The organism is Methylosinus sp. KRF6, from assembly GCF_018887255.1.
Taxonomy (GTDB): domain Bacteria; phylum Pseudomonadota; class Alphaproteobacteria; order Rhizobiales; family Beijerinckiaceae; genus Methylosinus; species Methylosinus sporium.
The window spans coordinates 1,515,013-1,535,183 of the sequence record NZ_JAHLJF010000001.1; the positions used below are offsets into that span (position 1 = coordinate 1,515,013).

Here is a 20,171-nt window from a genome sequence, read left to right on the forward strand (position 1 = left end):
ACGAGCCAGAACAGCGTCTCTCGAGGGGGACGAATCGACCGGCTCCCTCATTTATACAAGCCGCTCGCGCGGCTGCGAAGCGCTCCAGCGCTACGCAAACTCCGCGGCGAAAGCTTCACGAAAGCCCCGCGACGCCGCGGTTCGCGCTGCGCTGCGTGATTGACTTATGCGCGGGCTTTCTCCTATATGCCGGCGCGGCGTCGGAAAGACGCGTTTCGTGCGGGGGCTTGCGCGCCCGCAAAAATGCGGATGCAGCCGGCCGCGGGCGAGACGCCCGACGAGACCTGAACACAAGATCGAGGGCCGTGGCGGCGGCCGGCCGATGACGAACTGTCGGCGCGAGGGCGATGTCGACGCGAGCGCTGTCGGCGCGCGCGGCGGGACGGCTCTTCGATCGGCGACCTGAGCGAGCGGAGACCCAAGGTGAAGAGAACTTATCAACCCAGCAAATTGGTGCGCAAGCGCCGCCACGGCTTTCGCGCCCGCATGGCGACTGTCGGCGGCCGCAATGTCCTCGCGGCGCGCCGCGCCCGCGGACGCAAGCGCCTGTCCGCCTGATTTCGCAGGCTTCTCGGCCGAACGAGGACGAGAGGCATGATCGAGAACATCCCGACCGAAACGCGGAAGACGAAGCCGCGACGCCTACGAAAACGGCGCGAGTTTCTGCGCGCCGCCAAGAGCGGGCTCAGTCGCGGCGCGCGCGCCTTCAAGCTGCAGGCGGCGGCCCGAGAGGGCGAAGATGCGGAGGCGCCGCGCTTCGGCTTCACCGTGACGAAGAAAGTCGCCGGCGCCGTCGGCCGCAACCGTATCCGGCGCCGATTGAGAGAGGCGCTGCGGCTCTGTGGCGCATCCGGTCTCCCGGGCTATGATTATGTCTTCGTCGCCCGGCCCGAGGCATTGACGGCGCCTTTTCTGGAATTGACGGCGCAAATCGCGGACGGACTGACGAAGCTCAGGCCGGGCGACAAGACCCGGCGCCATCATCGCAACTCCAAAGACAGGCCGCAGGCGTCATGAACGAATATACGAAGAATGTCCTCATAGCGGCCGGCCTGTCGATGCTGGCGATCGCCGGCTGGGATTATTTCTACGCTTTCCCCAAGCTCGAGCAGCAGCAGAAGGAAGCGCAGCTCGCGCAGCAGCAGAGGCCCGCGGCGCAAAAGCCCGCCGCCAAGCCCGCCGATCAGTCCGCCGCCGACAAAGCCGCGCCCCCGGCCGCCCGGCAGGCGCAGCCGCAGCAGAACGTCGCCGCCGCCCGGTCCGCGCCCAAGACGCGCGAGGCCGCGCTCGCCGAGAGCAAGCGCGTCTCCATCGACACGCCCTCCATTTCCGGCTCGATCGCGCTGAAAGGCGGACGCATCGACGATGTCTCGCTGAAAAACTATCGCGAGACCGTCGATCCCACGAGCCCGATCATCGTGCTGCTCTCGCCCGAGGGCGCGCCGCAGCCCTATTACGCCGAATCGGGCTTTCTCGCCTCCGACAAGGACACGGCGCCGCCCGCTCTGCCGACCAGCGAATCGCTGTGGAGCGCCGATCGCGATCAGCTCACCGTCGGCCAGCCGCTGACGCTGTCCTTCGACAATGGCCAGGGCCTCGTCTTCAAACGCAAAATCGCGGTCGACGATCAATACATGTTCTCGGTGACCGACAGCGTCGAGAATCACGGCCAGAGCCCCGTCACCCTCTATCCCTATCTGCGCGTGTCGCGCATCGGCGCGTTTCCGAGCGCCGGCTACGCCGTTCTGCACGAAGGCTTCGTCGGCGTCTTGGGCGAGGCCGGCCTGCAGGAGCTGAAATTCGACAAGGTCGAGAAGGAGCCGCACGCCACGAAATCTTTCGAGGCGACCGGCGGCTGGCTCGGCTTCACCGAGAAATATTGGGCGGCCGTGCTGGTGCCGCAGCAGGATCGGCCGCTGGTGGCGCGCTTCTCGGCTTCGGGCGCCGGAACGGCCAAGGCCTATCAGGCCGATACGGTCGAGGCGCCGCTGACGATCGCGCCGGGCGCCTCGGGCTCGGTCGCGTCGCGCATCTTCGCCGGCGCCAAGGTCGTCGACACGCTCGACGCCTATGAGGGCCAGGGCATCAAGCTCTTCGACCGGCTCATCGATTGGGGATGGTTCTACTTCCTCACCCGGCCGATGTTCCGCATCATCGACAGCCTGTTCCATGTGCTCGGCAATTTCGGCCTCGCCATTCTGGCCGTCACCGTGCTCGTCAAGATCGCCTTCCTGCCGCTCGCCAACAAGAGCTATCTGGCCGTCGCCAAGATGAAGGAAATTCAGCCCAAGATTCAGGCGCTGAAGGAAAAATACGGCAGCGACAAGCAGGCGATGAGCCGCGAGCAGATGGAGCTGTTCCGCCGCGAGAAGGTCAATCCCGCCGGCGGCTGCCTCCCTGCTTTGCTGCAAATTCCGGTGTTCTTCTCGCTCTACAAGGTTCTGATCATCACCATCGAAATGCGCCATGCGCCCTTCTATGGCTGGATCAAGGACCTCTCGGCGCCGGACCCGACCAATATCTTCAACCTCTTCGGCCTCATCCCCTTCGATCCGACCCATATTCCGGTCTTCGGCTCGTTTCTGTGGCTCGGCGTCTGGCCGCTCGTCATGGGCGTCTCCATGTGGGTGCAGATGAAGATGAATCCGGAGCCGACCGACGAAATCCAGAAAATGGCTTTCGGCTGGATGCCGGTGATCTTCACCTTCTCGCTCGGCAGCTTCGCCTCCGGCCTCGTGATCTATTGGACCTGGAACAATGTGCTCTCGGTCGCGCAGCAATGGGTCATCATGAAGCGCGCGGGCGTGAAGTTCGAGCTGTGGGACAATCTGAAAAAGACGTTCACCTTCAAAAAGGCCGCCTGATCGCAGGGCGCGCCGCACCCTTGGATCACGCTTTGAACGAAACCCGCGACGAGGATTTCACCGAGCCGGGCCGGCTGCTCTTCGCCGGCCCGTGCGATTTCATATTCGCCAGCGCGAAATCCGGCGATTTGCCGCCGATCGGCCCGCCGGAGATCGCCTTCGCGGGCCGCTCCAATGTCGGCAAATCCTCCCTCCTCAACGCTCTCACCGGCCGCAAGACCTTGGCCCGCGTCTCCAACACGCCGGGGCGCACGCAGCAGCTCAATTTCTTCGCTCTCGGCGCTGCGCCGGGCGCGGAGCCGCTGCGCCTCGTCGATATGCCCGGCTATGGCTACGCCGCCGTCGGCAAGGAGAAGATCGCCAATTGGACACGGCTGATGGAGGAGTTTCTGCGCGGCCGCGCCTCGCTGGCGCGCGTCTTCGTGCTCATCGACAGCCGCCGCGGCGTGAAGGATCTCGATGAAGAGATGTTCGATCTGCTCGACCGCGCCGCGGTCTCCTATCAGATCGTGCTGACGAAGCATGACGAGCTGAAGGTCTCCGAGCGCGAGGCCGCCGTCGCCGCCGTGGAGGCCGCGCTGGCCAAGCGCCCGGCCGCCTTCCCGCGCCTCGCCGTCACCTCCTCCCGCACGGGCGACGGCGTGACGGAGCTTCGCGCCGGGATCGCGCGGCTGCTGGCCGAACGAAACGCTTGAATATTGCAGCCTCGTCGGTTCTAACCACCTCATTCGAATGAAGCGTCGCCGCGCCCACCCTCCCCTTGCAGGGGGAGGGTCGACCGGCGAAGCCGGACGGGGTGGGGTGCAAGCCCGAGACTCGGGGCGTCACCCCCTCCCGAGCGCCTTCGGCGCTCGACCTCCCCCCTCGAGGGGGAGGTGGGGCGTCGGTCATTCGCTCGATTGGCGTGTTCTCTCACCATTAGGCGGACCCATGACCGAGGATTCGGCCGACAGCGCGCTCCAGCAAGCCCGTATTCTGATGCAGGCGCTGCCCCATATGCTGCGCTATGACGAAGCGACAGTCGTGGTGAAATATGGCGGCCACGCCATGGGCGACGACAAGGTCGCGCGCGACTTCTCTCGCGACATGGTGCTGCTCGAGCAATCGGGCGTGAACCCCGTGGTCGTGCATGGCGGCGGCCCGCAGATCGGCGCCATGCTCGGCAAGCTCGGCATAAAATCCGAATTCGCCGACGGGCTGCGCGTCACCGACAAAGCGACGATGGAAATCGTCGAAATGGTGCTCGCCGGCTATATCAACAAGCAGATCGTCGGCTTCATCAATTCCGAGGGCGGCCGCGCGATCGGCCTTTGCGGCAAGGACGGCCGCATGGTGACGGCCGAGAAGCTCGCGCGCCCCAATCATGAGGACGGCAAGGCGATCGATCTCGGCTTCGTCGGCGAGGTGGCGAAGGTCGACACCACAGTGCTCGATCAGGTGCTCGGCCGCGAGCTGATCCCCGTGCTCGCGCCCGTCGCGCAGGGCCTCGACGGCGAGACCTATAATATCAACGCCGACACTTTCGCCGGCGCCATCGCCGGCGCGCTCGGCGCCAAGCGGCTATTGTTCCTCACCGACGTTCCCGGCGTGCTGGACAAGAACAAGCAGCTCATCAAGGAGCTGAAGGTCGAGGATATTCCAGGCCTCGTCGCCGACGGCACCATCACCGGCGGCATGATCCCCAAGGTCGAGACCTGCATGTATGCGATCGAGCGCGGCGTCGAAGGCGTCGTCATTCTCGACGGCAAGCTGCCTCATGCGGTGCTGATCGAGCTTTTGACCGACCATGGCGCCGGCACGCTGATAACGAGGTGAGGCGTTGACAGCGAAGCGCGTGGCGACGATGCGATCCTGGAGCCGCCTCACGGCTCCGGATCGCGTCGCCCCACGCACGGGGCGGCGCGCGCGATGACGGAGCCCGCCGACGAGCCGCGCCTGCTGACCATCGCCAATCGCTTCGCCCATGTCGACACATGGGTCTTCGACCTCGACAACACGCTCTATCCGGCGTCGTCGGACCTCTGGCCGAAGATCGATCATCGAATCACTTTGTTCATGATCCGCCTGTTCGGCCTCGACGGAATGTCGTCGCGCGCGCTGCAGAAGCATTATTACAAGCATTACGGCACGACTCTGCGCGGGCTGATGACCGAGCATGGCGTCGACGCCGACGCATTTTTGAAATTCGTCCATGACATCGATCGCTCGTCGCTGCCGCCAAATCATTCGCTGGCGGCGGCGATCGCGGCGCTGCCGGGCCGCAAGCTCATCCTCACCAATGGCTCGCGCGAACATGCGCTCGATACGGCGAAGCAGCTCGCCATCGATCATATTTTCGAAGATGTGTTCGATATCGTCGCGGCCGATTTCATCGCCAAGCCGCATGAGGGCGCCTATGAGCGCTTCTTCGATCGCCACGCCGTCGAGCCGAAGCGCTCCGCCCTTTTCGAGGACATAGCGCGCAATCTCATCATCCCCCATGCGCGCGGCATGACCACCGTGCTGGTGACGCCGGAAGCCGGCCATGAAGAAAAGCGCGAATCCTGGGAGATCGCCCATGGTCGCGAGCCGCATGTGGATTTTACGACCAATGATCTCGCTGGGTTTTTGGAGGGGCTGACGGCGACGTCACAACCCCAGTAGAGGCCTGATCTTCGCCGTCATCGGACAGCAGGCGGCCCGAAGCTTTCCTCGTCATGCAGGTTTTCTGGCGTCACCCCGGCGAGTAGATCATCGAGAGAGCATTCGGGCGCTGTAAGCGGCTCGATCACAACGCGGCCGCCTTCGACGCGCAACTCGACAGTCTGGCCGATCTCGAGGCGCGCCTGCTCCATGACGGCCGAAGCTATGCGCACGGCTGCGGAGCTGCCCCATTTTTCGACGATCGCTCGCATCAGGAAACCTCGCTTATCTACAGCTTCGAAGCCTACGACCGGGACGCCGCGTCGTCGAGCCGTTTTCCCATCCCGTTCAGAAACTGTCACATTTCCGCAACGGAACAGCATTCTTTGCAACGTCGCCTTGACTGTGGAGCACCCGCTCTCTTCAATGCGGCAATGATGCGAGCGGGGGCACATCGGCATTTGAGAGCGAGCGTGATCGCGCGCGTGCTCGCCTGCCTGCTCATGCTGCAAGGCTTCATCGTCGCCGCTGGCACCACTCTCGCGGAACAAACAAGCGGCGCCGCCGGCTGGACCGAAATTCACGCGACGGCGACCGAGCGCTGCGCTGGCCAGAACGGCGCCGAAAATCCGCTGAACGGCCACTCCTCTTGCGAGCGCTGCATGTTCTGCACGCTCGGCGCGCGTGGCGCCGCGCTGATCCTCGCGGCGCTCTGGTGCGTGACCGCGATCTCGCCGCCCGAACCGGATTGGCGCCTTGCGCCACGCAGCGCCGACGCGGCCGAATCCTCGACGCCGCTCGGCTGGGCCAGCACCTGGTCGTCGCGCGCGCCGCCTTCCCTCTCCTGATCCGAAACGAATCGCGGCTCTCTCGCCGCATCTTTCTATCGGAATCGCGCGCGCCTGCATGGCGTCGCGCCAGGAGCAATTTCACATGTCTCGCAACGCCCTCATGCGCGGCGCATCCGCCGGCGCGCTGTCTTTCGTCGTCTTTTCATCCGCCGCTGCGCAGGAGGCCCTGCCCGCCATCGACATCTCCGGCGAGCAGCGCCCTGCCGCCGGCCCCTCGCGCGGAAAGCTGCAACCGCCGAATGGCAAGCTGCAGCTCGATGTCGCCTCGCAGACCGGCAGCCGCCTCGGCCTGACGCCGCGCGAGACGCCGTCCTCCGTCTCCATCGTCGATCGCGCGACGATCGAGGCGCGCGGCGCGCAGACGACGCAGGAGGTTATTCAGCGAATGCCCGGCGTCGTCACCTCGGACCCGCCGGGCTCGGCCGGCGCGATCAGCCTGCGCGGCTTCGGCGCGTCATCGGTGACGCAGATGTTCAACGGCATCACCGTGCAATATGACGCCATCGCCGGACGCCCCGTCGACAGCTGGCTCTACGACCGCATCGAGCTTCTCGGCGGCGCCTCCTCTTATCTCTACGGCCAGGGCGCCGTCGGCGGCGCGGTGAACTACGTCAGCAAGATCGCCACGCGCGGCGAAGAGCGCAATGAGGCGCTGTTGATGGGCGGCATGTGGTTCAACCGCCGCGCCTCTTATGGCTTCAACAAGCAGCTCGACGAGACTAATTGGCTGCAATTCGATCTGAGCTACAAGGGCTCGCAAGGCTGGGTCGAGGATTCCAATCACAATTCCGGCGCCGGCTCCATCTCCTGGCTCACCGATATCGCGCCCGGCCTCTCCAACACTGTCGCGGTGGAATTCCAGAGCGAGCAGCGCGACGCCTATTGGGGCACGCCGGTTCCGCGTCCGTTCGGCGGAACGGGCACGATTGCCTGGGGAACCTTCGGCCTGCCGGTTCTCGATCTCAAATTCGATCCCGGCGTGCGCTTCAAGAACTACAACAGCCTGAAGCCGGTCTTCGACCAGCAGGTGCTGTGGGTGCGCGATATTGCGGAATATAAGCTCGACGAGGAGACGAGCTTCAAAAACACCTTCTATCTCTATCGCGCCGACCGGCAATATCAAAACGTCGAATCCTATCGCTACGATGCGACCAACACGCTCATAGAGCGCAGCGGATCTTTCGCCACCCGGCACGTCCAGAGCCTCGTCGGCGACAGGCTGGAGGCGACGAATGCGACGACGCTATTCGGCCTCGAATCGAAGACGGTCGCAGGCATAGATTTTTCGCTCAATCAGCAGACGCGCAACGGAAGCCTGGAATCGGGGCTGACCGTCGACTCGGTCGAGCCCTATGGCTACTCGGCCTATAAGCTCTATCAGGACAATCCAGCGGCGACGAGCTATGTGGGCGACGCCCGCAGCAAGCTCTACACGCTAGCGCTCTTCGCCGAGAACCGGCTGTCGCTGACGCCGCAGCTTCATCTCGTGACGGGCCTGCGCTGGGAGAAGATCAGCCTCGAGCGCTTCAATTATCGCATTCCGACCCTGCCCAGCGCCTCGAACCCCTATGGCAATCCCGCCTATTTCGGCAAAGGATACGAGCCGATCACCTGGCGCGCCGCGCTGATGTACGACGTGACCAAGGAGGCGAACGTCTATGTCTCCTACAGCACGGCGGCCGATCCGCCCTCCGGCATTCTGCTCACCAACAACGCCGGCGGCGTGCGCAATTTCGAGCTCACCACCGGCTGGCAGATCGAGGCGGGAACGAAGCTCGATTTCTGGGAGGGCAGAGGCTCGGCGACTCTCGCCGGCTATTTCATCGAGCGCAACAATGTCACCACTTCCGATCCCGCCAATCCCAACAGCGTCGTCAATGTCGGCAAGCAATCGTCCAACGGCATAGAGGTTAATGTCGGCTTGCAGGTGTTGGACAATCTCAGCGTGCAGGGCAACGCGGCCTGGATCAATCCGAAATTCGAGACCTTCGAGGAGGCGGCGACGATCGCTGGAACGACGATGCGCGTGTCGCGCGCCGGCAATCGGCCGACCAATATGGCCCGCTGGATCGCCAATGGCTGGATCACCTGGGATTTCCTGCCCGATTGGCAGGCGACCTTTGCGGCGCGCTTCGTCGGCGATCGCTTCGCCGACAACGCCAATACGATGCGCATACCGGCCTATACGACTTTCGACGCCGGCCTCTCCTGGCGCGTGACGCCCAATGCGAAGCTGACCGCCATGCTGAAGAACATGACCGACGCCGCTTATGTCGAATGGGCGTCGGGCGGCTCGGGACCGCTACTGCGGCTCGGCCGGCCGCGCACTTTCGAATTGTCGCTGAAGATGACCTTCTGAGGAGGCGGACATGAAGAGATATCTCTATCTCGCTCATCGCTGGCTCGGGATCGGGCTCTGTCTGTTCATGGCCATGTGGTTCTTCTCGGGCGTCGTCATGATGTATGTCGGCTATCCGAAGCTGCTGCCGTCCGAGCGGCTGGCGGCGCTGCCGCCGCTCGATTCGGCGCGCTGCTGCATCGATCTCTCCCGCGCTTTCGACGCTGCGGGAGAGGGCGGCGCGCCGCAATCCGTCCGCCTCACCAGCATCGCCGGCGCGCCGACTTTCATTTTCGAGCGGCGCGCGAAGGACAGCGGACCGCAATTCACGGCGGTGCGCGCCAGCGACGGCGCGCGCGTGACCGGCGTTTCGGAGCAGGACGCCACCGTCGCCGCGCGCGCCTTCCTCGGCGGCGAGGCGAGCTATGACGGAATCGTCGACGAAGACCAATGGACGCATTCCAAAGGTCTCGACGGACTGCGCCCGCTGCATCGCGTCTATATGTCCGATGCGGATTCGACGCTACTCTATGTCTCTTCCGTCACGGGCGAGGTGGTCCGCGACGCGACGCGGACGGAGCGCCTCTGGAACTGGGCCGGCGCCTGGATCCATTGGCTCTATCCGTTCCGCGGCGGCTGGTTCGAGGCCTATTGGCATGACATCATCGTCTATTCCTCGCTCATCGGAACCGTGCTCGCCGTCACCGGCCTCGTCGTCGGCGTCATGCGCTGGCGTTTTCGCGCGCCCTATAGGACCGGCGCGCGCACGCCCTATCGCGAAGGCATGATGAAATGGCACCATATCGTCGGCCTCATCGGCGGCGCGACGGCGATCACTTTCGTCTTCAGCGGCCTGATGTCGATGAACCCGTGGAAAATCTTCGAGACCAGATCGGCCTTCGACGCCAAAGCCTATTATGGCGGCGCGCTCGCGCCCGAGCGATTCCATCTGTCCATCGCGCAAGCGCTGACGAAATTCGCGGATGACGGATTCGCCGCGCGCGAGCTCGAGCTGCGCGTCATCGACGGCGCCGGCTATTATGTCGGCTTCAGCGCCGGCGGCGCGACGCGAATCTTGCGCGCAGAGGCCGACGCCGCCCCCGCCTTCACCCTGCCGCTCGAGGAATTGAAGCGGCTCGGCGCGCGGCTCGTTCCCGACGCGAAAGTCACAGCGGCGACGGTGATGGAGACCTACGACTTCTATTATTTCGCGCGCGCGCCACACACCATGCATGGCGATGTCGACAAGCGCCTGCCTGTGTTGCGGCTCGAGTTCGACGACGCCGCCGGAACCTGGGCGCATATCGACCCGCATACGGGCGCCGTGCTCGGCAAGCTGGATTCCGGGCGCCGCGCGAGCCGCTGGCTGTTCGCCTTTCTGCACAGCTGGGATGCGCCGGCGCTGCTCGCCGCGCGGCCCTTGTGGGACGCGCTCATGCTGGCGCTCAATGGCGCGGGCTTCGCGCTCAGCGTCACCGGAATCGTGATCGGCTGGCGACGGCTGAAGCGCAAATTCGGCGAGCGCAGAGCGCCGGCGCGATCGGCGTCGCCGAACTTGGCGCGATCGAGCCGCGCATGACCACCGTGCTGGTGGCGCCTGACGCCTGGCTGTGAGGAGCGCCGCGGACTGGCGAGGGGCCAACCCCGCGGGGCCGACCGAGCCCACCGACATGGAACGTCATTTGCGTAATCGGCCAGCGAGGTCGCGCTTCGACGAATTGAAGCCGCCTCGAAGCCTTTTCGATGGTTTGGGGAGCGAGCCATGGTCGATTCGATTGGCGCCGCCGTGGTGGGAACATTCGGCCTCGCGGCGGAGGCGGTAGCCAAAGGCGCGGCGGGCGCGACCGTCATCGACGGCTATGACGCCCTGAAGTCTGGACTTTCAGCCTTCGCCAAGAGGGAGCTCGCCGAGCTGGAGCCGCGACCGCGTTCGATCGGAATGCAAATCGCGATCACTGAAATCATCGACGCCCAATCGGAGGAGACGAGAACGGCGCTTTGCGTCCTCGCCGCCACGCTCGTCGCCCGACTGAGGGACGCCGCTCCGGCCGCCGGACTCGACATCGACCGCCTCGCCGCGCTCGAAGCGCAGCTCAGCGCCCACGCTCCAAAATAGGGGCCGCCGGCGGCAGCCGCGCGCTGTCGAGATCGGCGCCGTGGAAGCTCGCGCCGGTGACATCGGCGCCGGAGAGATCGGCGTCGCCGAGCTTGGCGTGATCGAGCCGCGCATTGCGCAGGCTCGCGCCGGCGAAGCGCGCCGAGGCCAAGACCGCATGGGTGAGATTGGCGCCGGTCAGATCGGCGCCGTCGAAGATCGCGGCGGTGAGATCGGCGCGCACAGGGACCATGCCCTGATTGGCCGGATCGGCGCCGAGATCGGCCTCGACGAGCTTCGCCTTCACGAAGCGCGCGCCGCGGCCGCCGCCGATGATGCGGGCGCGCGTCAGATCGGCGCCGGAAAAATCCGCCTCGTCGAGAATGGCCGCATAGAGGATCGCGCCGGAAAGATCGGCGCCCGAGAGATCGGCCTCGCGCAGATCGGCGCGGGTGAGATTGGCCTCGCCGAGCCTTGCGCCGACGAGCTTCGCCCCGGCGAGCCGCGCAGCGAAGAGATCGGCGCGCCGAAGGTCGAGCCCCGAGAGATCGAGGCCGGAGAGATCGAGATCGGTGAGCGCCACAGGCTTTCCGGCGGAGGCGGCGATCAGCTGCTCTATATCGGCGCGGCTTCGGTCCGCCGCCGTGGCCGCCAACGGCGCGAGAATCAGCAGGACGGCGGCCAAAAGGCGGCTCGCTCGGGCCGAGAACATTATGAAGGCTCCCTCGCTCTGCGTCGCTTCTGCGGCGACGGCGGGCCAGCCTACCCCCGCGGCGCGCCCGCGGCCGCGGGAAAGAATGCGCGACGCGCAGGAAAGACGTCCCGCCGCCGACGCGGCGATCGGCCCCTATTTCCGCGATTGACAGGGCGGCGGCCTTGCCGCCTATAGCCCTGACCCTTTCTGCGGGCCGCCTGCCCGCGACCTCTCGGAGCTGGACGATTTCATGCCGCACACTGGTCTCGAGAATCTCATCACCACCGCCTTCGAAGACAGGGCCAATATCGACGCCTCCACGCAGGGCGACATTCGCCACGCGGTCGAGAGCGCGCTGCGTCTGCTCGATTCGGGCAAGCTGCGCGTCGCCGAGAAGATCGAGGGCGCGACCGGCCCCGGCTCCTGGAAGGTCAATCAATGGCTGAAGAAGGCCGTGCTTCTCTCCTTCCGCCTCAATGATATGAGCGTGATCGAGGGCGGGCCGGGCGGCGCGAGCTGGTGGGACAAGGTTCCCTCCAAATTCGCCGGCTGGGGCGCGGCCGAGCATAGAGCCGCGGGCTTCCGCTCCGTGCCGGGCGCGATCGTGCGTCACTCGGCCTTCGTGGCGCCGGGCGTGATCCTGATGCCGTCCTTCGTCAATCTAGGCGCCCATGTGGACGCCGGCACGATGGTCGACACTTGGGCCACGGTCGGCTCCTGCGCGCAGATCGGCAAGAATGTGCATCTTTCCGGCGGCGTCGGCATTGGCGGGGTGCTGGAGCCGCTGCAGGCCGGCCCCACCATCATAGAGGATGATTGCTTCATCGGCGCGCGCTCGGAGATCGTCGAGGGCGTCGTCGTCGGCCAGGGCTCGGTGATTTCCATGGGCGTCTTCATCGGCGCCTCGACCAAGGTGATCGACCGCGCCACCGGCCAGATTCACATCGGCTACGTGCCGCCCTATTCGGTCGTGGTGTCGGGCAATCTGCCGGGCAAGCCGCTGCCGGACGGCTCGGCCGGGCCGTCGCTCTATTGCGCCGTCATTGTGAAGACCGTCGACGCGCAGACGCGCGGCAAGACGGCGATCAACGAGCTGCTGAGGGACTGATGGAGCTGCCCTCGCGCGAGCGCCTGAGCTTCCTCTATCGCACGGAGGAGGGAAGCCTCGACCGCGCCGGCTGGCGCTGCGGCGTTGCGGGCCTTCTGGCTGTCCTCGTCCCGCTGACGCTGATCTGGCTGGCGCTCTTCCCCTATACGGATCACGACCTCGCGAAGGACCCGTTCTTCGTCTGGCAGACGGTGGTCGCCTACGCCTATCTCACCTTCTATGCGCTGGCGATTTTGCTGATCGCGGTGAGCTTCGTGAATCTCTCGGCCAAGCGCTTCCGCGCGCTCGGCCGTCCCGCGCCGCTGCTGCTGGCCGGACTCCCGCCCTTCGTCGCGCTGGTGGCGGGCGCCATGCACTGGCTGCAGCCGCGCGTCGCCGAGGTGATGCCCTATTGGCCGGTGGCGCTCGCCGATGTGGCGCTCGCCGCGGTCGCGCTGTGGACGGGGTATGAGCTGGGGGTGAGAGAGGGCGGGGAGTAACGGTTTCGCCTTGCGGCGACAAAAAAGCAGCCCTCATGCTGAGGAGGCCGCGCAGCGGCCGTCTCGAAGCACGAGGGCTGCGATGCCGATCGAAGGGGCGACAGTCTACATCCTCCTCTGCGCCGATGGCGCATATTACACCGGCCTGACCCGCAAAAGCGTCGACGAGCGCGTCAGCGAGCACAATCAGGGAATCCATGAAGGATTCACGGCGACGCGCTTGCCGCTTCGCCTTCTCTGGTCGGCGCATTTCGAACGCGTGACAGAAGCGATCGCGACAGAACGGCGCATCAAGGGCTGGAGCCGGGCCAAGAAGGAAGCGCTGATGCGCGGAGATTTGGACGCCCTTCCTGGCTTGGCCGCTCGCGGCGGAAAGAAGGAACGTCGAGATTGCGGCGTCCCCTCGCCCTTCGAGACGCCTGCTGCGCAGGCTCCTCAGGGTAAGGGGACTTAAAGATTCCGTCTTCGGTCGGATCCTCGTCCCCCCGCGCGTTGACGCCTCCGCCCGGCGCCCATAGTGTGCGCCCCTCTTCGCAACCGCAACAAAAGCCGCATCATGCCCACGTCCGAGCCTTTGCCCGCCGATCTTCTCGAAGCCGCCCGCGTCTCGCCGGCCTGGCCGTTCGAAGAGGCGCGCAAGCTCGTCAAACGCGTGGCGGAGACCGGCCAGACCAAAGTTCTGTTCGAGACCGGCTACGGCCCCTCGGGCCTGCCGCATATCGGCACTTTCGGCGAGGTGGCGCGCACCTCCATGGTGCGCCACGCCTTCGAAGTGCTGACCGAAGGAAAGATCGAGACGCGCCTGCTCGCCTTCTCGGACGATATGGACGGGCTGCGCAAAGTGCCCGACAATATCCCCAATAAGGAGCTGGTCCGCGCCCATCTCGGCAAGCCGCTGACCAAGGTGCCGGACCCGTTCGGCACGCATGAGAGCTTCGGCGCGCACAATAACGCACGCCTGCGCGCCTTTCTCGACGCTTTCGGCTTCAAATACGAATTCGCCTCCTCGACGGACTATTACACCTCCGGCCGCTTCGACGCCGCGCTGCTGCATATGCTGGCGCGCTACGAGGAAGTGATGAAGATCATGCTGCCGACCTTCCGGGAGGAGCGTGCGGCGACCTATTCCCCCTTCCTGCCGATTCACCCGCACACGAGCATCGTCATGCAGGTTCCGCTCGACTCCATAGACGCGGCGGCGGGGACGATCTCCTGGCGCGATCCCGAGAGCGGCGACGCCTTCGTCACGCCCGTCACCGGCGGCCACTGCAAGCTGCAATGGAAGCCGGACTGGGCGATGCGCTGGTATGCGCTCTCGGTCGATTATGAGATGGCCGGCAAGGACCTCATCGATTCGGTGAAGCTGTCCTCTGCGATCGTGCGCGCGCTCGGCGGCCGTCCGCCGGAGGGCTTCAATTACGAGCTCTTCCTCGACGAGAAGGGCCAGAAGATTTCCAAATCCAAGGGCAATGGACTCACCATCGAGGAATGGCTGACCTACGCCAGCCCGGAGAGCCTCGCGCAATTCATGTTTCAAAAGCCGAGCGCGGCCAAGAAGCTCTATTTCGACGTCATTCCGCGCAATGTCGACGATTACCTCTCCTTCCTCGAGGCCTATCAGCGGCAGGCATGGAAGGAGCGGCTCGGCAATCCGGCCTGGCACATTCACTTCGGCGCGCCGCCGGAGCCGGAGACGCTCGCCCATGAGGGCGAGGCCAAGGGGACGGCGATCTCCTTCTCCATGCTGCTCAATCTGGCGACCGTCGCCAATGCGGAAGATCCGTCCGTGCTGTGGGGCTTTCTGCGCCGCTATGCGCCGAATGTGTCGCCGCAGAATCATCCGCGCCTCGACAAGCTCGTCGGCTATGCGGTCGCTTACTTTCGCGACTTCGTGCGGCCCGCGAAAAAATATCGCGCCGCCGACGATGTGGAGCGCGGCGTGCTGACGACTCTTTCGCAGACGCTGGCGTCGCTGCCGAAGGACGCCAGCGCCGAAGATATTCAGACCGCGCTCTATGACGTCGCGCGCGCCGTGCCGCGCTATCAGGATTTGAAGGCCAAGGGCGCGACGCCGGAGCGGCCGGGCGTGTCGAATGATTTCTTCAACATGCTCTATGAGGTTCTGCTCGGCGAAAGCAGAGGCCCGCGCTTCGGCTCCTTTGTCGCCCTGTTCGGCGTCGAAGAGACGCGCGGCCTCATCGCCAAGGCGCTCGCCGGGGAGCTGACGAAGGCCGCTTAGGCCGCCGCTGTGCAACAGGAGCGACGAACATGCGCACTGCGGATGCGGATATTCTGATCCTTCCGGGGCTCGGCGGCTCCGGCCTCGAGCATTGGCAGACGCGTTGGGCGAAAAAGCTCTCCACCGCGCGCTGCGTGGCGCAAGCGGATTTCGACGCGCCGCGTTTTCCCGAATGGATCGAGAGCATAGAGCGCGAGATCGCCGCGGCGACGCGCCCCGTGGTGCTGGTCACGCATTCGCTCGGCGGCATAGCGGCGCTGCATGTCGCCGCGCGCGGGAGCGACAAGATCGCCGCCGGCTTCCTCGTCGCGCCGCCCTCCGAGCGCGCGATCGGCGAGCTCACGGCGATCGATCCCGCCTTTCTGCCGATTCCGCGCGAGCGGCTGCGCTTTCCCGCGCTTCTCGTCGCCAGCTCGGATGATCCTAATGCGGAGGCGGATTTCTCGAGGGTCTTGGCGCAGGACATAGGCGCGGAGCTGGTGGACGCCGGCGCGGCCGGACACATCAACGCCGATAGCGGCCATGGGCCTTGGCCCGAGGGCTCGCTGCGCTTCGCGGGCTTTCTGTCGAAGCTGTAGCATCCCCTCCCTCACTCTCCCTTAGCTTTCGCGGGAGAAGGAGGCGGCGGGCATTGCGCGAAGCGTCGATGAAGCGCCGAATTTGCTCCCTCTCCCGCGAAGCGGGGGAGAGCTGGGGAGGGGTCTCACCGCCCGCGCATCGCCTCTATTTCCCTGCGCGCCCGCGCCTCGAGCGCATCCGCGGCCTCTCGCGTCATCAGTCGGCGCGGCGTCGCCACGTCGAGCGTCGCGCCGACATGCGAGGGGCGCGACGACAAAAGAAAAATTACATCGGCCAGCTCGATCGCCTCGCGCAGATCATGAGTGACGATCAGCGTCGTCACATGGCGCTCGTCGATCAGCGTGGCGATGCGCGCGCGCAGATCGCGCGCCAGCGCATCGTCGAGCGAGACGAAAGGCTCGTCCAGCAGCAGCAGATCGGGCTCGATCGCCAGCGCCCGCGCAATGGCGACGCGGCGCGCGAGGCCGAGCGACAATTCGCCGGGAAAATGCCGCGCATGTTCGGATAGCTCGAGCGCGTCGAGCAGAGCGGCGAGCGCTTCCTCGCCGGCCTGCGGCGCGGCGATGCGCAGATTGTCGATGACGCTACGCCAGGGCAGAAGGCGCGGCTCTTGAAACACCATGCCGAGCCGCCCGCCCGCGGGAAGCCGCACCTCGCCGGAAAATTCCGTATCGAGTCCGGCGATGATGCGCAGCAATGTCGTCTTGCCGCAGCCGGACGGACCGACGACGGCGCCGGCGCGGCCGACGGGAAGCGAAAGCACGAAGTTTTCGAGCGCCCGCTGCGGCCGGTCGCCGCTGGCGTAATCCTTATGCGAAACCCTGACCTCGAGCAGGGCGGCGGCGCCATCGCGAGACATGTCGTTCAAAGGGCTGCACCAGGAGAGTTTCGACGGCGAGCATCAGCAGGACGAAGGGAATCGCATAGGCGAGCAGCAAACGCACGTCGAAAAGCTGAAACGCCATATTGATCTCGAAGCCGACGCCATTGGAGCGGCCGATCAGCTCCACCACCAGCACGATCTTCCAGACCAGCGAGAGGCCCGAGCGCGTCGCCGCCGCGATATAGGGCGCGAGCTGCGGCAAGACGATATGCCGCAGCCGCGCGGCCGGGCGCAGGCGGAAGACCTCGGCCATCTCATCGAGCTCGTGATCGAGCGCGCGGGCGCCCTCCCGCATCACGACGATGGCGTTGGGGAGCTTGTTGAGCGCCACCGCGCCCACCGCCGCCGCCTCGGTGAGGCCGGCCCAGAGATAGGCCAGCACGATGACCACCAGCGCCGGCAGATTGAGGAGAATGACCAGCCAGGGATCGAACAGCCGATCCAGCGCCGGCCGCCGTCCCATGGCGTAGCCGAGCGCCGCGCCCAGACTCATGGCCAGCAGAAAAGCGGCGGCGACGCGCGCCAATGTCGCCGCGAGATTGGTGAACAGCGCGCCGCTCTCGGCCTCATGAGCGATCGCCTCGAAGACAGGGAGCGGCCCCGGCAGGCGGCGCGGATCGGAAAACAGCGCCGCGCCCTGCCAGAAAGCCAGCAGCAGCGCCAGCGACAGGAGGCGGATCACCGCACCGCGCTCGCCGCGGGCTCGTAGAAAGTGCCCGCGGGCAAGGTCTTCGCCGAGCCGACCAGCGCCGCGCCGCCGATTTCCGCGAGAGTGGCGTAGAGCCCGGCGGCGTCTTCCCGCTCCTGCTCGACGCTGCGGGCGGGAATGCCCTCCACATAGCTCTTGCGATAGAGCGCGAGCACGGCGGGGTCCTTGGCCGGAATGCGCTGCAGGGCGATGCGCCAGGCGGCGTCCGATGTCGCGATCAGGCGTCGCGCCTTGTCGATCATGGCGAAGAAGCGCGCCAGCGACGCGGGACTCTTCGCGGCGAAGCCCTCGTCGAACACATAGCCGGTGACGACCGGCGCGCCCTTGGCGCCGAGCGCCGTCTCCACCTTGCGCAGATCGATGACGCGGGAGAGGCCGCGCGCCTGGAGATCGGCGGCGAAATTCCAGAATTCGAGCGCGGCGTCCAGCTCGCCCTCGGCGGCTTTCTCGGCGATGAGCGGCGGCGCGCCGTAAACGATGATCGCCGATTTGGTGAGATCGACGCCCTGACGTTGCGCATAGGCGCGCAGCAGCAGCCAGCTTTTGTCGAGCGGGCCGCCGGCGACGCCGAGCTTCTTGCCGGCGAGATCGGCGACGCTCTTCACCGCTTTGTCGCGCGCCATCAGCGCGCCTATGGCGGTGGAGTGCGGATAGAAGGTGAGCTTGGCGCCGTCGGCGCGCTGGCGCGCCACCCACAGCCAGTCGGAGACCACGATATCGACGGAGTTGCTCTGAATGGCGATCTTGGCGGCGTCGGTATTGGCGAGCTCTGTGACCGTCAACTCGAGCCCCGCCTCCTTATCGAGCCCGAAGGCGGAGACGACGGCGAGCTCCCAAACGCCCGAGCCGGTCTTCTGCAGGCCGAGGCGGAGCCGGTCGGCCGCGCGCGCTGGCGCGACGCCGAGAAGCGCGACCAGCGCCGCGAGCAGGAGCTTTTGGAAGATTGGTCGCAAGATGAATCCCGCCTCTGTGCCGAGCGCTCGCGTGAACGAAGAAACGGGGCCTTCACCCTCCCCTCGAGGGGGAGGGTCGGATGGCGAAGCCATCCGGGGTGGGGTCGCACGGCAAAGACTCGGCGGAAACACCCCCACCCGATCGCCTTCGGCGCTCGACCTCCCCCCTCTAGGGGGAGGTGGAAACGCCTCTTCAGGCGCCGCTTCTCGTTCACCCCGCGCTCTTTGATTGTTTCTCACGACGCAGGATAGCACAATTCCCGAGGCGGGCGCGCAAAACGCCCGCGACGCAGCGTCGCTCACGCCGCCTTGCAGCGCCGCAGCCCCCGCCACGCCAGCACGGCGAGCAGCAGAGCCGGCAGCCCTACGCCGGCCGCGAGCGCGGAGGCGACGCCGGCCGAGGCGCTCGCCACATTCGCGCTCGCAGGGAAGCGCGGCAGAGCGGCGTAATCGGCCTGCGTCAGCGATTGGCCGGCATGGGCGCGCGACCAGAAGAAATCGCGCCAGCGCTTGTGGAAGTCGTCGAGCTGCTCGGAGAATTCCACATAGCGGCGGTCGCCCGAGCCGGCGATATCGGCGACCGAGCGATACATCAGCAGCGCCGGCGAGAGAAAGGACAGTCGGTCGGCGAGCGCGCGCTGGCGGGCGAGCTGCGCCTCGTGACGCGCCATCACTTCCTCGACGCGGGCGTTGGCCGTCTCCAGCGCGGCGAGGCGGCGAATGGTGCGCTCCTTGGCGTCGCCCAGCTTCATCTCCGTCGCCGTGGCGTCGGGGTGCTCCTCGGCGTAGCGGGCGAGAGCGGCGTCGCGCTCGCGATCGGCGTCGGTCGTGGCGGCGCGCGCGGCCAGCGTCATTTCCGAGCGGGAAGGCGCTGGATAGAGCGCGTCGGCGAGCGTGTTGACGGCGGCGGGCGCGATCATTGTGAGGCCGGCCCAGACGGCGATGAGCGCCAGCGCATTATAGGCGGAGCTTTTGCCGAAACTGTCGACGACGGCCGCGAGCAACGCCCAAAAGGCGCCATAGGCGAAGATCGCCGCGATGAGCAGCGCGAAGGCGCAGGAAGCGAAGGGCTCGGCCCCACGCAGCAGATAGACGCCGGCGCAGGTCGCCGCGATCATCGCCAATATCGGCAGGCCGGCCCGCGCCGCGAGCTTGCCGAGCAGAACGGCGGTCGGGCTCTCCGCGCTGGCGAGCGTCAGAGCGAGCGTGCCCTTCTCGCGCTCGCCGGCCGAAAGATCGAAGCAGAGCGCGAGAATCGCCAGAGGAAAGACGAAGACCAGCACGAAGGAGAGATCGATCGAGCCGCTGGCGAGATGCGCCGGATTCTCGATCTCATCGGCGAAGAGGAAACTGTCCTTGGTCCCGCTCGTCACTTTGAGCGCGGCGGGGAAAAGATCGCTCTGCCCTGTGGCGACGATCGCGAGCGGGGTCGGCTCCAACGCCGCCACCGCCGCCGCAGAGCCGCCGCCGACGAAGACCGCGTTGCGCGGATCGCGATAGGGCGGCGTCTCGCCCTTCACACGGCCGGCGTCCAAATCGGCGAGCGTCTTGCGCAATGAATCGAGACGCAGAGTCTCGTCGCGCCGCGCATCCTCTATCGCCGCTTTTTGCGCGGCGATGCGCTCGGCGCCGTCGAAAAAGGCGAGCGCGCTCATTGTCGCGATCGCCGCGAGCACGGCCCATTCGGCGGCGTCGCGCCGCAGAAGCCGCCATTCGAACCGCCATGCGGCGAGAAACGCAGAGAAGGTCATGGCGTG

22 protein-coding genes are annotated in these 20,171 nt (G+C 66.1%); 16 read left to right on the forward strand and 6 right to left on the reverse strand.

Annotated elements, in window-relative coordinates; genetic code table 11:
* Positions 1-423: 423 nt before the first annotated feature.
* From rpmH to KP010_RS07305, 6 genes are all read left to right on the forward strand, one after another.
* The gene (rpmH, locus tag KP010_RS07280; RefSeq protein WP_024878470.1) at positions 424-558 is read left to right on the forward strand and encodes a 50S ribosomal protein L34; all 135 of its coding nucleotides are present in this window, start codon (positions 424-426) and stop codon (positions 556-558) included.
* A 36-nt stretch (positions 559-594) separates the two neighbouring features.
* Positions 595-1,017: a ribonuclease P protein component gene (gene rnpA / locus KP010_RS07285; RefSeq protein ID WP_142862636.1), complete on the forward strand. Its 423-nt coding sequence runs from the start codon at positions 595-597 to the stop codon at positions 1,015-1,017.
* On the forward strand, positions 1,014-2,864 hold the full coding sequence (gene yidC / locus KP010_RS07290) for a membrane protein insertase YidC (RefSeq protein ID WP_142862635.1): 1,851 nt from the start codon (positions 1,014-1,016) through the stop codon (positions 2,862-2,864). Before rnpA ends, yidC begins: the two co-directional genes overlap by 4 nt.
* A 32-nt stretch (positions 2,865-2,896) precedes the next feature.
* Positions 2,897-3,559, forward strand: a complete 663-nt coding sequence (gene yihA, locus KP010_RS07295; protein WP_142862634.1) for a ribosome biogenesis GTP-binding protein YihA/YsxC — start codon at positions 2,897-2,899, stop codon at positions 3,557-3,559.
* A gap of 235 nt (positions 3,560-3,794) precedes the next feature.
* Positions 3,795-4,679 carry an acetylglutamate kinase gene (argB, locus tag KP010_RS07300; protein ID WP_142862633.1) on the forward strand — a complete coding sequence of 295 codons (885 nt, stop codon included), beginning with the start codon at positions 3,795-3,797 and terminating at the stop codon, positions 4,677-4,679.
* Positions 4,680-4,772: 93 nt separating this feature from the next.
* Positions 4,773-5,507 carry a pyrimidine 5'-nucleotidase gene (locus KP010_RS07305; protein WP_142862632.1) on the forward strand — a complete coding sequence of 245 codons (735 nt, stop codon included), beginning with the start codon at positions 4,773-4,775 and terminating at the stop codon, positions 5,505-5,507.
* A 17-nt stretch (positions 5,508-5,524) separates the two neighbouring features.
* On the opposite strand, the gene KP010_RS07310 is transcribed toward KP010_RS07305, so the two are convergent.
* Positions 5,525-5,869, reverse strand: a complete 345-nt coding sequence (locus KP010_RS07310; protein WP_246659809.1) for an AbrB/MazE/SpoVT family DNA-binding domain-containing protein — start codon at positions 5,867-5,869, stop codon at positions 5,525-5,527.
* A gap of 90 nt (positions 5,870-5,959) precedes the next feature.
* Between KP010_RS07310 and KP010_RS07315 the strand changes: the two genes are divergently transcribed.
* The 4 genes from KP010_RS07315 (at position 5,960) to KP010_RS07330 (ending at position 10,791) form a co-directional block, all read left to right on the forward strand.
* The gene (locus tag KP010_RS07315; protein ID WP_142862631.1) at positions 5,960-6,334 is read left to right on the forward strand and encodes a hypothetical protein; all 375 of its coding nucleotides are present in this window, start codon (positions 5,960-5,962) and stop codon (positions 6,332-6,334) included.
* Between the two features lie 85 nt (positions 6,335-6,419).
* Positions 6,420-8,696 carry a TonB-dependent siderophore receptor gene (locus tag KP010_RS07320; RefSeq protein ID WP_246659808.1) on the forward strand — a complete coding sequence of 759 codons (2,277 nt, stop codon included), beginning with the start codon at positions 6,420-6,422 and terminating at the stop codon, positions 8,694-8,696.
* Between the two features lie 10 nt (positions 8,697-8,706).
* On the forward strand, positions 8,707-10,254 hold the full coding sequence (locus tag KP010_RS07325; RefSeq protein WP_142862629.1) for a PepSY domain-containing protein: 1,548 nt from the start codon (positions 8,707-8,709) through the stop codon (positions 10,252-10,254).
* Positions 10,255-10,437: 183 nt separating this feature from the next.
* Positions 10,438-10,791, forward strand: a complete 354-nt coding sequence (locus tag KP010_RS07330) for a hypothetical protein (protein ID WP_142862628.1) — start codon at positions 10,438-10,440, stop codon at positions 10,789-10,791.
* Here KP010_RS07330 and KP010_RS07335 read toward each other — a convergent pair.
* Positions 10,769-11,482: a pentapeptide repeat-containing protein gene (locus KP010_RS07335; RefSeq protein WP_246659807.1), complete on the reverse strand. Its 714-nt coding sequence runs from the start codon at positions 11,480-11,482 to the stop codon at positions 10,769-10,771. The genes KP010_RS07330 and KP010_RS07335 overlap by 23 nt on opposite strands.
* Before the next feature lies 1 nt (position 11,483).
* On the opposite strand from KP010_RS07335, the gene KP010_RS07340 reads away from it, so the two are divergent.
* The 6 genes from KP010_RS07340 (at position 11,484) to KP010_RS07365 (ending at position 15,868) form a co-directional block, all read left to right on the forward strand.
* Entirely contained in the window at positions 11,484-11,633 is a 150-nt protein-coding gene (locus KP010_RS07340; RefSeq protein ID WP_216280711.1) for a hypothetical protein, read from the forward strand.
* Between the two features lie 81 nt (positions 11,634-11,714).
* Positions 11,715-12,572, forward strand: coding sequence for a 2,3,4,5-tetrahydropyridine-2,6-dicarboxylate N-succinyltransferase (dapD, locus tag KP010_RS07345; protein WP_142862627.1), 858 nt, complete (start codon positions 11,715-11,717; stop codon positions 12,570-12,572).
* On the forward strand, positions 12,572-13,051 hold the full coding sequence (locus KP010_RS07350; protein WP_142862626.1) for a hypothetical protein: 480 nt from the start codon (positions 12,572-12,574) through the stop codon (positions 13,049-13,051). The genes dapD and KP010_RS07350 overlap by 1 nt, the downstream gene beginning before the upstream one ends.
* Positions 13,052-13,133: 82 nt before the next feature.
* The gene (locus tag KP010_RS07355) at positions 13,134-13,505 is read left to right on the forward strand and encodes a GIY-YIG nuclease family protein (protein WP_142862625.1); all 372 of its coding nucleotides are present in this window, start codon (positions 13,134-13,136) and stop codon (positions 13,503-13,505) included.
* Positions 13,506-13,607: 102 nt separating this feature from the next.
* Positions 13,608-15,290, forward strand: coding sequence for a lysine--tRNA ligase (locus KP010_RS07360; RefSeq protein WP_142862624.1), 1,683 nt, complete (start codon positions 13,608-13,610; stop codon positions 15,288-15,290).
* Positions 15,291-15,319: 29 nt separating this feature from the next.
* Positions 15,320-15,868 carry an alpha/beta hydrolase gene (locus KP010_RS07365; protein ID WP_142862623.1) on the forward strand — a complete coding sequence of 183 codons (549 nt, stop codon included), beginning with the start codon at positions 15,320-15,322 and terminating at the stop codon, positions 15,866-15,868.
* 125 nt (positions 15,869-15,993) lie between these two features.
* Here the strand turns inward: KP010_RS07365 and KP010_RS07370 are convergent, their stop codons facing one another.
* The 4 genes from KP010_RS07370 to KP010_RS07385 all read right to left on the reverse strand — a co-directional run bounded on the left by KP010_RS07370 (position 15,994) and on the right by KP010_RS07385 (position 20,165).
* Positions 15,994-16,728, reverse strand: a complete 735-nt coding sequence (locus KP010_RS07370) for an ABC transporter ATP-binding protein (RefSeq protein ID WP_142862622.1) — start codon at positions 16,726-16,728, stop codon at positions 15,994-15,996.
* A complete protein-coding gene (locus KP010_RS07375; protein WP_142862621.1) occupies positions 16,679-17,434 on the reverse strand; it encodes an ABC transporter permease in 756 nt (251 codons plus the stop codon). Before KP010_RS07375 ends, KP010_RS07370 begins: the two co-directional genes overlap by 50 nt.
* Positions 17,431-18,417 (reverse strand): ABC transporter substrate-binding protein, encoded by a 987-nt coding sequence (locus KP010_RS07380; RefSeq protein ID WP_185966470.1) that lies wholly within the window; start codon positions 18,415-18,417, stop codon positions 17,431-17,433. The genes KP010_RS07375 and KP010_RS07380 overlap by 4 nt, the downstream gene beginning before the upstream one ends.
* 296 nt (positions 18,418-18,713) lie before the next feature.
* A complete protein-coding gene (locus tag KP010_RS07385) occupies positions 18,714-20,165 on the reverse strand; it encodes a DUF3526 domain-containing protein (protein WP_142862619.1) in 1,452 nt (483 codons plus the stop codon).
* Positions 20,166-20,171 lie beyond the last annotated feature (6 nt).